The sequence below is a fragment of the Acidovorax sp. sif0632 genome (genome assembly GCF_019218805.1).
Classification (GTDB): Bacteria; Pseudomonadota; Gammaproteobacteria; order Burkholderiales; family Burkholderiaceae_C; genus Acidovorax; species Acidovorax facilis.
Genome location: NZ_JAHUWW010000009.1, coordinates 85,381 through 97,077 on the forward strand (window position 1 = coordinate 85,381; position 11,697 = coordinate 97,077).

The window sequence follows — 11,697 nt, forward strand, 5'->3', positions numbered from 1 at the left end:
CGGTGGCCTGATGCGGCGCGTTGTGGTCACGGGCATGGGCCTGGTGTCGCCGCTGGGCTGCGGCGTGGAACTGGTCTGGCAGCGCCTGCTGGCCGGGCGCTCGGGCCTCTCACGCCTGCCGGACGCGGTCACGGACGGCATTGCCGCCAAGGTGGCGGGGCAGGTGCCGGATGTGGCGCAAGACCCCGAAGGCGGCTGGGATGTGGACGCCATCGTCTCGTCCAAGGACCAGCGCAAGATGGACCGCTTCATCCCCTTTGCGCTGGGCGCGGCGCAGCAGGCGCTGGCGCAGGCCGGCTGGCCGCCTGCCGATGAGCATGCGCGCGAGCGCACGGCCACGGTGATCGCTTCGGGCATTGGCGGCTTTGGCGCGATTGCCGAGGCGGTGCGCACCACCGACACGCGCGGCCCGCAGCGCCTGTCGCCGTTCACGGTGCCCTCCTTCCTCGTCAATCTGGCGGCAGGGCAGGTGTCGATTCGCCATGGCCTCAAGGGGCCGCTGGGGGCGCCGGTCACCGCCTGCGCCGCCAGCGTGCAGGCGATTGGCGATGCCGCGCGCCTGATCCGCAGCGGCGAGGCCGATGTGGCCCTGTGCGGCGGTAGCGAGGCGGCCATTGACCGCGTGAGCCTGGGCGGCTTTGCAGCGGCCAAGGCGCTCGGCACGGCGTTCAATGACACCCCCGAGCAGGCATCGCGCCCCTTCGATGCGCAGCGCGACGGCTTTGTGATGGGCGAGGGCGCGGGCATGCTGGTGATCGAGGCGCTGGACCATGCCCTCGCGCGCGGCGCCACGCCGCTGGCCGAGCTGGTGGGCTACGGCACGTCGGCCGACGCGTACCACATCACCTCCGGCCCCGAAGACGGTGACGGCGCAGCGCGCAGCATGCTGGCAGCGCTGGCGCAGGCAGGCCTCACGGCGCAGGACGTGCAGCATCTGAACGCCCACGCCACGTCCACCGGCGTGGGTGACCGGGGCGAGCTGGCGGCCATTCGCCGTGTGTTTGGCGCGGGGTCACAGGTGGCCATCAGTTCCACCAAGTCGGCCACAGGCCATCTGCTGGGGGCGGCGGGCGCGGTGGCCGCCATCTTCACCACGTTGGCGCTGCGCGACCAGGTGGTGCCGGGCACGCTGAACCTGCACACGCCCGATGCGTTGGCCGAGGGGCTGGACCTGGTAGCGCTGCGGCCCCGGCCCATGGCGCTCTCCCACGCCATGCTCAACGGGTTTGGTTTTGGCGGCGTGAACGCCACGCTGGTCCTGCGGCGCTGGCCCGTCGCCGCTTGATGTCTGGTGCCTGCCCCGTGCTGTGGGGGGAGCGATCTCAGTGAACGAGTTCGCCCCGCACGGCTTCGAAGGCGGCCAGGGCTGCTTCCCCATCCAATTTCTCCATGCGGGCGAGTGCATCCTCGTCTTCCACGGTGCTGAATGCCAGACTGAAGTGCTGAAAACGCCGGCCCGCCAGCGGGCCGTGGTGTAGCACCTCGACGTTGACATGGCGGGGGTCGTTGCGGATGCGTTCGATGAGTTTGAGCACCGCCTTCTGCGGACCTTCGAGCTGCTGGCAAAAACGCTGGCCGTCAAAAATCAGCAATCCCGTCACGTCCAGCTCCGCGTTGACCTGGCGCGCTCGCCCGGCAATCTCGGCGACCACGCTCAGCGGTTGCTCGGGGGCGAGGGTGCTCACGTAGAGGACCTCGTAAAGGGCGGGGGATACGTTCATAAGTGAGGCCCAATGTAGGGGGCACACGGCGGTTGCACAATGTCAAAAGACATAGATGTAACTGCTGCGCCACCCGGCGCGTTGTGGTGCTGTCGCCAAATGTGAATCGATGAGAATTGCGCCACCATGAACGCCACCCTGCCCGCCCATGTCTGCCCCCCAACGTGCCACGATTGCAGATTGCGCAAGACCGGCGCCTTCACCGCCGTGAAGCCCGAGGTGCTGGACTTCATTGAAGGCTTTCGCACCGACAGCCTGGCCGTGGAAGCAGGCGGCGCGCTGGTACGCGAAAACCAGACCAACGCCAAGCTGTTCACGCTGTATTCGGGCTGGGCCTTTCGCTACAAGACCATGAGCGACGGGCGCCGCCAGATCCTCAATTTTTTGCTGCCTGGCGACCTGGTGGGCCTGCAGCAGGAGTTTGGCGATGTCTCCACCCATGGCATCGAGGCGCTGACCGATTGTTCGCTGTGTGTGTTCCAGAACGACAGCTTGTGGGCGCTGTTTCGCGAGCACCCGCGCCTGGGCTACGACATCACCTGGCTGTCGGCGCACGAAGAAGGCCATGTGGACGACAACCTGCTTACCGCCGGCCGCCGCAACGCCACCGAGCGCGTGGCCATGCTGCTCATGCACCTGTACCGGCGGCTTGACCGCATCGGGCTGGTGGAGGACGGCACAGTGGCGTTCCCGCTCAACCAGCAACACATTGCCGACGCCCTGGGGCTGTCGCTGGTGCACACCAACAAGACGCTGCGGCGCCTGTCGCTGCTGGGCCTGCACGAGCTGAAGAACGGCCGCTTGCGCCTGCTCAACACCCGGGCTCTTGCGCGCATCGCCGAGTACTACGACACGCCGCCCCGGCTAATGCCGTTGCTGTAAAACGCTGTCTGCTGCGGCAGAAATCTGAGAGAAATTGCCTCTAGCGCTTGATAGATAAGCGTGAATAGCTATTGTTTTAATAGCTTTTTGCGCCCAGCGGGCTGCAGCCGATAATCCACGCCATGCCCGCGCGCCGGGCTTTTGCAGCGCCCACCCATCTCCTCTTTCATGACCTCACTCGACATCCTCATCATGGCGGCCGGCAAAGGCACGCGCATGAAAAGCCGCCTGCCCAAGGTCCTGCAGCGCCTTGCCGGCCGCCCGCTGCTGCACCATGTGCTGGACCAGGCTGCGCACCTGCAGGCCCGCAGTGCCATCATCATCACCGGCCACGGCGCTACAGAAGTAGAAGCGGCTACCGCAGGTGCAGCAAGCGCTGGCGCCTCTTTTGACCTCAAATTCGTGCGCCAGGAACCCCAGCTGGGCACCGGCCACGCGGTGCAGCAGGCCGTGCCGCATTTGCGCGACGATGGCACGGCAGTTGTCCTCTCGGGCGATGTGCCGCTGACCCAGGCCGACACCCTGCGCGCCCTGGTGGCTGCCAGCGAAGGTGGCAAGCTGGCCCTGCTGACGGTGACCCTGCCCGACCCTACCGGCTACGGCCGCATCGTGCGCAATGCCGATGGCGCCGTGCAAGGCATCGTCGAGCACAAGGACGCGAGCGACGCCCAGCGCGCCATCACCGAGGTCTACAGCGGCATCATGGCCGTGCCCGCGCGGGTGCTCACGCCCTGGCTGGCGCGGCTGACCAACAACAACGCGCAGGGCGAGTACTACCTGACCGACATCGTCGCCATAGCCGTGGCCGATGGTGTGCCCGTGGTGGCCCACCGCATCACCGACGCTCTGCAGGTGGCAGGCGTCAACAGCCCGCTGCAACTGGCCGAGCTGGAGCGTGCCCACCAGCTGCGCCAGGCGCGGGCGCTGATGGAGCAGGGCGTGCGCCTGGCCGACCCGGCCCGCTTTGACCTGCGCGACGACACCCGCACCGGCGTGCGTGGCGAGTTGGTCTGCGGGCAGGACGTGGAGATCGACGTGAACTGCGTCTTCACCGGCCGTGTGGAGCTGGGCGAGGGCGTGAGCATTGGCGCGAACTGCTGCATTGCCAACGCACGCATCGCGGCGGGCGCGGTGATCCACCCCTACACCCACATCGACGGCGAAAAGCTGGGCGCCACCGTGGGCGAGGGCGCGCTGATCGGCCCGTTTGCCCGCCTGCGCCCTGGTGCACAGCTTGGCCGCGAAGTGCACATTGGCAACTTTGTGGAAGTGAAGAACTCGACGATGGCCGACGGCGCCAAGGCCAACCACCTGGCCTACCTGGGCGACGCCACGGTGGGCGAGCGCGTGAACTACGGCGCAGGCAGCATCACCGCCAACTACGACGGCGCCAACAAGCACCGCACGGTGATCGAGGCCGATGTGCATGTGGGCAGCAACTGCGTGCTGGTGGCGCCGGTGACCATTGGTGCGGGCGGCACGGTGGGTGGTGGCAGCACCATCACCAAGAGCACGGCGCCCGGCGCGCTGAGTGTGGCGCGGGGCAAGCAAATCAGCATTGCGAACTGGGCTCGCCCCGCCAAACAACCCAAGCCATGAACGAACCAGACGCCAGCGCCGGGGACGAGCTGCAGCAATTGCAGGGATTGCGCGCCGCGCTGGCCCGCAGTCAGCAGCAGGTGGCCGACATGGCCGTTGCGCAAGAGGAGTTCTTGCGTGCCGTGTCGCACGACCTGCGCGCGCCGCTGCGGCACGTGACGTCGTACGGCACGCTGGTGCGCGAGGTGCTGGGCGACCTGCCACCCGAGGTGCTGCACGGCGCCGAGGTGCAGGAGGCGCTGGGTTTTCTGGCCACGATGGACCAGTCTGCCCGGCGCATGGGGCTGATGATCGACGGCCTGCAAACCCTGGTGCGCGCCAGCCGCGCGCCGCTGCGCCTGCAGCCCGTGCCGCTGACTGATGCCATTACCCAGGCGCGCGCCACACTGACCTCGGCGGAGGCCGGGCGCGTGGTGGAATGGTGTGTGGGCGCCGATTTGCCCACGCTGTTGGCCGACCCCACGCTGCTGCAGGAGCTGCTGGTGCAGCTGCTGGGCAATGCCCTGAAGTTCACGCGCCCGGTGGCCCAGCCCTGCATCACGGTGTTGGCCGACGCGGCACCCGCAGGCCAGGTGGCTTTTACGGTGCAAGACAACGGCGTGGGCTTTGACCCCGCGCGCGCGGGCGGCTTGTTCGGCGTGTTCCAGCGCCTGCACCGCGAGACGGAGTTTGACGGCGTGGGCGCGGGGCTGGCGCTGTGCCGCGCGGTGGCGCAGCGCCATGGCGCGCAGATCAGTGCCACGGCGGTGCCGGGCGGTGGCTGCACGGTGCGGGTGTGCTGGCCGGGGTGAGCAAGGATTTGATGATTTGCTATTAAAAATATAGCTTTTTACGCTTGGTGGGTAAGCGCTAGCGGCAATTTTTATGCTGATTCCTGGGCCCCGCGGCGTTGTCGGCGCCCCGGGCTCAGCAGGTGCAGCAAACCCCCTCCGTGTTCAATGGGTCTGCACCACCGGCGCAGGTGGTGCCGCGTGGGATGTCTGCGCTTCATGGTCTGCCACCTGGTTGCGCCCGGCGTGTTTGGCGCGGTACAGGGCGGCGTCGGCGTCGTTGATCCACTCGCGCAGGCCCGCCTGGTGGGGCGCGGCTTGTGCCAGGCCGATGCTGCTGGTGAGGTGCAAATCAGGCTGGTCGCGCAGGTGCAGGGCCGCGATGCGGCTGCGAATGCGTTCGGCGATGGCCAGCGCATCGGCTGCGCGGGTGCCGCTGAGCACCACCGCAAATTCGTCCCCGCCGTAGCGGCCTGCGTGGTCGTGTGCGCGCACGCAGTCCAGGATCACCTGGCCCACGGCGTGGATCACTTCGTCCCCCACGGTGTGGCCGTGCAGGTCGTTGATGGACTTGAAGTGGTCGATGTCGATCATCAGCAGGCAGGCGGGGCTGCCGCTGGCGTGAAACCGCTCCAGGCTGAGCTTGGCTTGGTCCTGCCAGTGGCTGCGGGCCACCAGGCCGGTCTGGGCGTCGGTGCGGCGCAGACTCTCCAGTTCGCGGTTTTGCCGCGCCACCGTGCGGATCAGCCGGTAGCTGGACGTGCTGACCGCCAACCCATGCACGATGAGCAGGGGCAGGGTGCACACCACCACCAGCAGCGAGCTTTCCAGGCGCGGCTCGGGCCGCAGCAGCAAGGTCATCAGCAGGCACATGCCCGCCATGCCGGGCAGGGAGTGCAGCCACAGGCGTTTGATGCCAGTGCTGAACTTGTCGTAGGTGGTGATGAGGGCCATCACCACGCAGGGCAGCAAGTTGAAGTGCAGCAGCGGCACCCACATGCCAGCGATGGCCGAGTCGATCAGCAGATTGCGCACTTCGGCCCGGTAGGGATCGGCGCTGTGCCGGGCCAGCAGGTAGGCCAGCTGGGGCCAGACCAGCGCGGTGACCCCCAGCAACCACCACATCCACGCCGGAGACTGGTTGTCGTGCAGAACACTGCCCAGCAACACGGCACCCAGGCCCATGCCCAGCATGCGCAACGGGTAGATGCGGCGGTAGGTCAGCCGCTCCGACACAGAGTCTGTGCCGCCGTGGTGGCCGGAAGGTGCAGGCTGCGGATCGATCGCTGGGGTCATGGTGGCGAGGGGCACTGGATGCATTGCGCTGAAGCATGCTCTTTGAACAGGTTCTTGCACGCTGCAGCCTAACCCATAGGTGTCACCCAGGGTGTCGCAAAGGGGTGGGGCGCCACAGACCGTGGCTTGATCGTGGGTAGATGGGTTTGCAAGGTCGTCCTCGCAAGGGGCAGGGGGCGGACTGCTACACCGCAGGCGCCAGCGCTGGCTCCATGCACCCCGCCACGCGGTTGCGCCCACCGTTTTTGGCGGCATACAGCGCGGCGTCGGCGGCGTCGATCCAGGCGCGCAGGTTGCTGTGGCGGTGGTCGGCGGGGGCTACGCCAATGCTGCTGGTGATGCGCACGCCGGGCAGGCTGCGCAGGCGCACGCCTTCGGTTTGCTCGCGGATGCGGTGGGCAATGGCCAGCGCGTCCTTGGCGAGCATGCCCGGCAGCACGATGGCAAATTCATCGCCGCCGTAGCGCCCCGCGCAGTCGCCCGCGCGCACGTTGCCGCGCACCACATGGGCCAGCGCGCGGATCACCTCGTCACCCACGGTGTGGCCATGGGCGTCGTTGATTTCCTTGAAATGGTCAATGTCTAGCATCAGCATGCAGGCGGGCTCGTTGCTGGCGTGGTGGCGGCGCAGGGCCGCCTCGGCCTGCTCTTGCCAGTGGCCGCGCCCGAACAGGCCCGTGAGCGCATCCACGCGCCGCAGTTCGTCCAGCATCTGGTTGTGCCGTGCCGACTGGCGGATGAGCTGGTAGCTGACCATGCTGACCGACAGCGTGTGCAGCGCCATCACCGGCAGGCAGGCAACCATGACACGCATGGAGGTTTCCGGCGCCCAGTGCAGGCCGGCCAGCGCCGCGCCCGCCAGCCCCCCGACCAGCATGGCAGGCAGCGCACGCGCCCACAGCCCACGGATGCCGGTGGTGATCTTGTCCACCATGGTCAGTGTCAGCAGCAACACGCTGGGCAGCAGGTTGAAGTGCATCAACGGCACAAAACTGGCGGCCAGGGCGGAGTCAATGAGCAGGTTGCGGGTTTCGGCGCGGTAGGGGTCGGCGCTGTGCCGTGTGATCAGGTAGGCCACATGGGGCCACACAAAAGCAGGCAGCACCATGGCCAGCCAGGCGGTGACGCTGGCGTGGCGCTCCCACAGCACCACGCCCACCACCATGCCTCCGAGCCCCATGCCCAGAATGCGCAGGGGGTAGATGCGGCGGGGCATCTGGCGGCGGGGTGTGGGCATGGATGGATAGGGTGATGCCGCTCGTGCTGCGCTCTGGGGGGGCGGGCTCGCGAAGGGGCTGGGGGGAGCTTACATGCCCCTGTGGGGCGATGCCAGCATGAAATGACCAGGTGCTGCGGCGTGGCCCCCCAGTGTTCCGTCGTGCTCTGCTGCGTTCAACGGCCTTTCAGGTGCCGCAGTTGCTGGCGCAGGGCGGTGACTTCCTCGATCAGGTCGGCCGTGAGCGCGGCCAGGTGCGGATCGGCGTCGAAGGTGAGTTCCAGGTGGGCAATGCGCCGGGCGCGCACTACGGTGGCCCCGCTGAAGCGCAAGGCCGAGCGGTCGCCTTCGCCTTCGGTGCCAGCCTGCAGCAGCCCCTCTTGCAGCCGCGCGACCACCCAGTCGGCATCCATGCGACAGGCGCGGGCCAGGGCGTCCAGCGTGAGGGCGGCGCTGCCATCGTCGAGCAGTTCTGCGGGGGGCGTGGGGGAGTGGGCGCTCATGGCTGGGCTCCTTGCGCAGCGCGCGGGTTGTAGTGGGGAAAGGCCTGGGCCAGCGCGGCGTACGCAGCGCGTTCGGCATCGGTGGTGGCCGGTGGCAGGGCCATGTGCAGTTCCAGATAAAGGTCGCCCGGTGGTGTGCCCGGGATGCCCCGGCCTTTGAGGCGCAGCTTGCGCCCCGCCTTCCAGCCTGCGGGCACCGCCACCTCGATGACCGAGCCGCCCGGCGTGCCCACCTCGACCGAGGCGCCCAGGGCTGCCTCCCACGGTGCCACTACCAGCGGCTGGTAGACATCGCGGCCCTCGGCGCGCCAGCGCGGGTCAGGCTTGAACAGCACCTCCAGAAACAAATCGCCCGCCGGTGCGCCACCCCAGCCCGGGCTGCCCTGGCCAGCCAGGCGGATGAGCTGGCCTTCGCGCACGCCCTGCGGGATCTTGACGGCCAGGTGGCGCTCGTCGCGCACCAGCGATCCGTCATCGGCCTGGTGCGCGCTTTGCAGCGTGAGGGTGCGTTCGGCGCCCTGGTAGGCGTCGGCCAGGTCCAGCTCGATGCGGGCGTGGTGGTCTGCGCCGCGCTGGGTGGGGGGCGGTCTTCCGCTGGTGTGTTCGCTGCGCCCGGCGCCACGCGCCCGGGCGGCACGGCCAAACAGCTGTTCAAAGAAGTCGCTGTAGTCGCCTGGAGCGCCACCCGGACCACCCGCGCCGTCCGAAAACTCGAACCCCGCATCCCAGTGCGGGGGCGGGCGGAAGTCCTGCCCCGGCTGCATGCGCGGTTCTTGCGCAAGGCGGTCGTAGGCGGCGCGTTTTTCCGGGTCGGAGAGCACGGCGTTGGCCTCGTTCACCGCCGTCATGCGCGCCACGGCGTCGGGCTCCTTGCTCACGTCGGGGTGGTATTTGCGCGCCAGCTGGCGATAGGCCTTCTTGATCTCGTCGGCCGTGGCGGTGGGGCTGACCCCCAGCGTCTGGTAGTAGTCCTTGAACTCCATGCGGCGTGGCTCCTGTGTGTCCAACCACTCTATGCCGATGCGGCGGGAAGGCAAGAGGACTGGGACAACCGCATGCAAAGGGGCTGTCAATCATTTGCTATAAATTAAATAGCTGCTTGCGCTTTCTGATCAAGCGCTAGAGGCACTTTTGTACCAAATTTTGCCCTGCGGGTTGCAAAGAAGGCCTTCACGTTGCGCACATTGGCATCGCCCGTGAACAGGCGCTGCGACAGCGCCAGGTACCCCGGCATGTCCCGTGTGTGCACCACCAGCACAAAGTCCGGCCCGGGCGATACGCGCCAGCATTGCTGCACGGCGTCGTCGGCCACGGCGCGGGCTTCGAACGCGTCAAGCTGTTCGGCGCCTTGGCGGTCCAGCGACACCTCGACGATGCAGGCCAGCCCGTGGCCCTGAATGGCCGCAAGCCGATCGGGCTGCAGGATGGCCACCTGGCGCTCGATCAGACCGGCATCGTGCAGGCGCTTGACGCGGCGCAGACAGGTGGGCGGGGAGACATGCACCTGTTCGGCCAGGGATTGGTTGCTCTGCGCCGCGTCGGTTTGCAGCAGGTTGAGCAGCTGCAAGTCTGTGCTGTCGAGTGATATGGATTCCATGATTTTCTATAAATTGAATAAAAATTTCATGAATTGTGTTTGGTGAAATTTAAGTTCAATTTCATTGAAATATCAATCGATAATTTTTCTCGATGCTGCTTACGATCCGCCCATCAAATCCAACCCAAGGGCAAACACCATGTGCGGCATCGTCGGCGCGGTCTCTACGCGCAACATCGTTCCCATCCTCGTCCAGGGCCTGCAGCGGCTTGAATACCGGGGCTACGACTCCTGCGGCGTGGCGGTACATGCCTCCAGCCTCGATGCAGCGCGCCCGGCGGGCCTGCAGCGCGCCCGCAGCACCGCCCGCGTGGCTGAGTTGCTGGAGCAGGTGACCACCGAACACATCGACGGTGCCACCGGCATTGCCCACACCCGCTGGGCCACCCATGGCGCGCCAGCCGTGCACAACGCCCACCCGCACTTCAGCCACGGCACTGGCGCAGACGCGCAGGCCCAAAGCGCAGGCCGAGTAGCCCTGGTGCACAACGGCATCATTGAAAACCACGAAGAACTGCGCAAGGCGCTGCAGGCACGCGGCTATGTGTTTGTGAGCCAGACCGACACCGAAGTCATCGCCCACCTGGTGGACAGCCACTACAGCGGCGACCTGTTCGACGCCGTGCAGGCCACCGTGGCCGAACTGCATGGCGCCTACGCCATCGCCGTGATGCACAAGGACGAACCGCACCGCGTGGTGGGTGCACGCGCCGGTTCGCCGCTGATCCTGGGGGTTGGAAACGGGGGCGCAGAGCACTTTCTGGCCAGCGATGCCATGGCCCTGGCGGGCGTCACCGACCAGATCGTGTACCTGGAAGAGGGCGACCTGGTGGACCTGCAGCTGGGCCGCTACTGGATCGTGCGCAAGGACGGTGTCGCACTCACGCCCGAACAGCGCCCCGTGCGCACCGTGCTGGCCCACAGCGGCGCGGCCGAGCTGGGCCCCTACCGACACTACATGCAAAAGGAAATCTTCGAGCAACCGCGTGCCATCGCCGACACGCTCGAAGGTCTGGCTGGCATCGTGCCCGAGCTGTTCGACGGCGCGGGCCAGCATGGCGAACCTGGCGCCGCCGCCTGGCGCGTGTTCAAGGAAATCGACAGCGTGTTGATCCTGGCCTGCGGCACCAGCTACTACAGCGGCTGCACCGCCAAATACTGGCTCGAAGACATCGCGGGCATCCCCACGCAAGTCGAAGTGGCCAGCGAATACCGCTACCGCACCAGCGTGCCCAACCCACGCACCCTGGTTGTCACCATCAGCCAGTCTGGCGAGACCGCTGACACCCTGGCCGCGTTGCGCCACGCGCAGAGCCTGGGCATGCAGCACACGCTGACCATCTGCAATGTGGCCACCAGCGCCATGGTGCGCGAATGCAAGCTGGCGTACATCACGCGCGCCGGTGTCGAGATCGGTGTGGCCAGCACCAAGGCCTTCACCACCCAGCTGGCGGGCTTGTTTTTACTGACGCTGGCGCTGGCCCAATCCAAAGGCCGTTTGAGCGATGAGCAAGAAGCCGCCCACCTCAAAACCATGCGCCACCTGCCCGTGGCCTTGCAGGCTGTGCTGGCGCTGGAGCCACAAATCATCAGTTGGGCCGAAGACTTTGCCCGGATGGAAAACGCTCTCTTTTTGGGCCGAGGCCTGCACTACCCCATTGCGCTGGAAGGCGCCTTGAAGCTCAAGGAAATCAGCTACATCCACGCCGAGGCCTACCCGGCCGGTGAACTCAAGCACGGTCCCCTGGCCCTGGTGACCAGTGCCATGCCCGTAGTCACCGTGGCGCCCAATGACACCTTGCTCGAAAAGCTCAAGAGCAACATGCAGGAAGTGCGTGCGCGCGCCGGTGTGCTCTACGTGCTGGCCGACGCCGACACCCGCATCGAAAGCAGCGACGGCATCCATGTCATCCGCATGCCCGAGCACTACGGCCCCTTGAGCCCGCTGCTGCACGTGGTGCCGCTGCAGCTGCTGGCGTACCACACCGCGTGTGCGCGGGGGACGGATGTGGACAAGCCCAGAAACCTGGCGAAGAGTGTCACGGTGGAGTGACGCGCAGGGTGAGGGGATTTTTGTGACTCCAACAAATAAAGTCAGTCGGGCACAAATAAA

The 11,697-nt window shown here is 67.0% G+C and carries 11 protein-coding genes; 5 read left to right on the top strand and 6 right to left on the bottom strand.

Annotated elements, in window-relative coordinates; translation table 11 throughout:
- Nucleotides 1-10: 10 nt before the first annotated feature.
- Nucleotides 11-1,285 (top strand): beta-ketoacyl-ACP synthase II, encoded by a 1,275-nt coding sequence (fabF, locus tag KW832_RS23350; RefSeq protein ID WP_218301780.1) that lies wholly within the window; start codon nt 11-13, stop codon nt 1,283-1,285.
- A 37-nt stretch (nt 1,286-1,322) separates the two neighbouring features.
- Here the strand turns inward: fabF and KW832_RS23355 are convergent, their stop codons facing one another.
- Nucleotides 1,323-1,721 (bottom strand): BLUF domain-containing protein, encoded by a 399-nt coding sequence (locus KW832_RS23355; protein ID WP_121508511.1) that lies wholly within the window; start codon nt 1,719-1,721, stop codon nt 1,323-1,325.
- A gap of 126 nt (nt 1,722-1,847) precedes the next feature.
- Between KW832_RS23355 and KW832_RS23360 the strand changes: the two genes are divergently transcribed.
- The 3 genes from KW832_RS23360 to KW832_RS23370 all read left to right on the top strand — a co-directional run bounded on the left by KW832_RS23360 (nt 1,848) and on the right by KW832_RS23370 (nt 4,993).
- Nucleotides 1,848-2,603, top strand: a complete 756-nt coding sequence (locus tag KW832_RS23360) for a Crp/Fnr family transcriptional regulator (protein WP_121421217.1) — start codon at nt 1,848-1,850, stop codon at nt 2,601-2,603.
- 168 nt (nt 2,604-2,771) lie between these two features.
- Nucleotides 2,772-4,202 carry a bifunctional UDP-N-acetylglucosamine diphosphorylase/glucosamine-1-phosphate N-acetyltransferase GlmU gene (gene glmU, locus KW832_RS23365; protein ID WP_218301650.1) on the top strand — a complete coding sequence of 477 codons (1,431 nt, stop codon included), beginning with the start codon at nt 2,772-2,774 and terminating at the stop codon, nt 4,200-4,202.
- Nucleotides 4,199-4,993, top strand: a complete 795-nt coding sequence (locus tag KW832_RS23370) for an ATP-binding protein (RefSeq protein ID WP_218301651.1) — start codon at nt 4,199-4,201, stop codon at nt 4,991-4,993. Before glmU ends, KW832_RS23370 begins: the two co-directional genes overlap by 4 nt.
- Nucleotides 4,994-5,137: 144 nt before the next feature.
- Here KW832_RS23370 and KW832_RS23375 read toward each other — a convergent pair whose 3' ends face one another.
- From KW832_RS23375 to KW832_RS23395, 5 genes are all read right to left on the bottom strand, one after another.
- Nucleotides 5,138-6,268: a diguanylate cyclase gene (locus KW832_RS23375; protein WP_218301652.1), complete on the bottom strand. Its 1,131-nt coding sequence runs from the start codon at nt 6,266-6,268 to the stop codon at nt 5,138-5,140.
- Nucleotides 6,269-6,452: 184 nt separating this feature from the next.
- The gene (locus KW832_RS23380) at nt 6,453-7,505 is read right to left on the bottom strand and encodes a diguanylate cyclase (protein ID WP_218301653.1); all 1,053 of its coding nucleotides are present in this window, start codon (nt 7,503-7,505) and stop codon (nt 6,453-6,455) included.
- A 155-nt stretch (nt 7,506-7,660) separates the two neighbouring features.
- Entirely contained in the window at nt 7,661-7,987 is a 327-nt protein-coding gene (locus tag KW832_RS23385; protein ID WP_218301654.1) for a MerR family transcriptional regulator, read from the bottom strand.
- Nucleotides 7,984-8,970 (bottom strand): DnaJ C-terminal domain-containing protein, encoded by a 987-nt coding sequence (locus KW832_RS23390; RefSeq protein ID WP_218301655.1) that lies wholly within the window; start codon nt 8,968-8,970, stop codon nt 7,984-7,986. The genes KW832_RS23385 and KW832_RS23390 overlap by 4 nt, the downstream gene beginning before the upstream one ends.
- Nucleotides 8,971-9,074: 104 nt before the next feature.
- Nucleotides 9,075-9,584 carry an Lrp/AsnC family transcriptional regulator gene (locus KW832_RS23395; RefSeq protein ID WP_055394649.1) on the bottom strand — a complete coding sequence of 170 codons (510 nt, stop codon included), beginning with the start codon at nt 9,582-9,584 and terminating at the stop codon, nt 9,075-9,077.
- A gap of 139 nt (nt 9,585-9,723) precedes the next feature.
- Here KW832_RS23395 and glmS point away from each other — a divergent pair, with 139 nt between their 5' ends.
- On the top strand, nt 9,724-11,637 hold the full coding sequence (gene glmS / locus KW832_RS23400; protein WP_218301656.1) for a glutamine--fructose-6-phosphate transaminase (isomerizing): 1,914 nt from the start codon (nt 9,724-9,726) through the stop codon (nt 11,635-11,637).
- The last annotated feature ends 60 nt before the right edge of the window (nt 11,638-11,697 follow it).

What these genes read in the sequence shown, in the direction of transcription:
- fabF (WP_218301780.1), top strand. Translation starts at nt 11, where the DNA reads ATGCGGCGCGTTGTGGTCACGGGCATGGGCCTGGTGTCGCCGCTGGGC.
- KW832_RS23355 (WP_121508511.1), bottom strand. Translation starts at nt 1,721, where the DNA reads ATGAACGTATCCCCCGCCCTTTACGAGGTCCTCTACGTGAGCACCCTC.
- KW832_RS23360 (WP_121421217.1), top strand. Translation starts at nt 1,848, where the DNA reads ATGAACGCCACCCTGCCCGCCCATGTCTGCCCCCCAACGTGCCACGAT.
- glmU (WP_218301650.1), top strand. Translation starts at nt 2,772, where the DNA reads ATGACCTCACTCGACATCCTCATCATGGCGGCCGGCAAAGGCACGCGC.
- KW832_RS23370 (WP_218301651.1), top strand. Translation starts at nt 4,199, where the DNA reads ATGAACGAACCAGACGCCAGCGCCGGGGACGAGCTGCAGCAATTGCAG.
- KW832_RS23375 (WP_218301652.1), bottom strand. Translation starts at nt 6,268, where the DNA reads ATGACCCCAGCGATCGATCCGCAGCCTGCACCTTCCGGCCACCACGGC.
- KW832_RS23380 (WP_218301653.1), bottom strand. Translation starts at nt 7,505, where the DNA reads ATGCCCACACCCCGCCGCCAGATGCCCCGCCGCATCTACCCCCTGCGC.
- KW832_RS23385 (WP_218301654.1), bottom strand. Translation starts at nt 7,987, where the DNA reads ATGAGCGCCCACTCCCCCACGCCCCCCGCAGAACTGCTCGACGATGGC.
- KW832_RS23390 (WP_218301655.1), bottom strand. Translation starts at nt 8,970, where the DNA reads ATGGAGTTCAAGGACTACTACCAGACGCTGGGGGTCAGCCCCACCGCC.
- KW832_RS23395 (WP_055394649.1), bottom strand. Translation starts at nt 9,584, where the DNA reads ATGGAATCCATATCACTCGACAGCACAGACTTGCAGCTGCTCAACCTG.
- glmS (WP_218301656.1), top strand. Translation starts at nt 9,724, where the DNA reads ATGTGCGGCATCGTCGGCGCGGTCTCTACGCGCAACATCGTTCCCATC.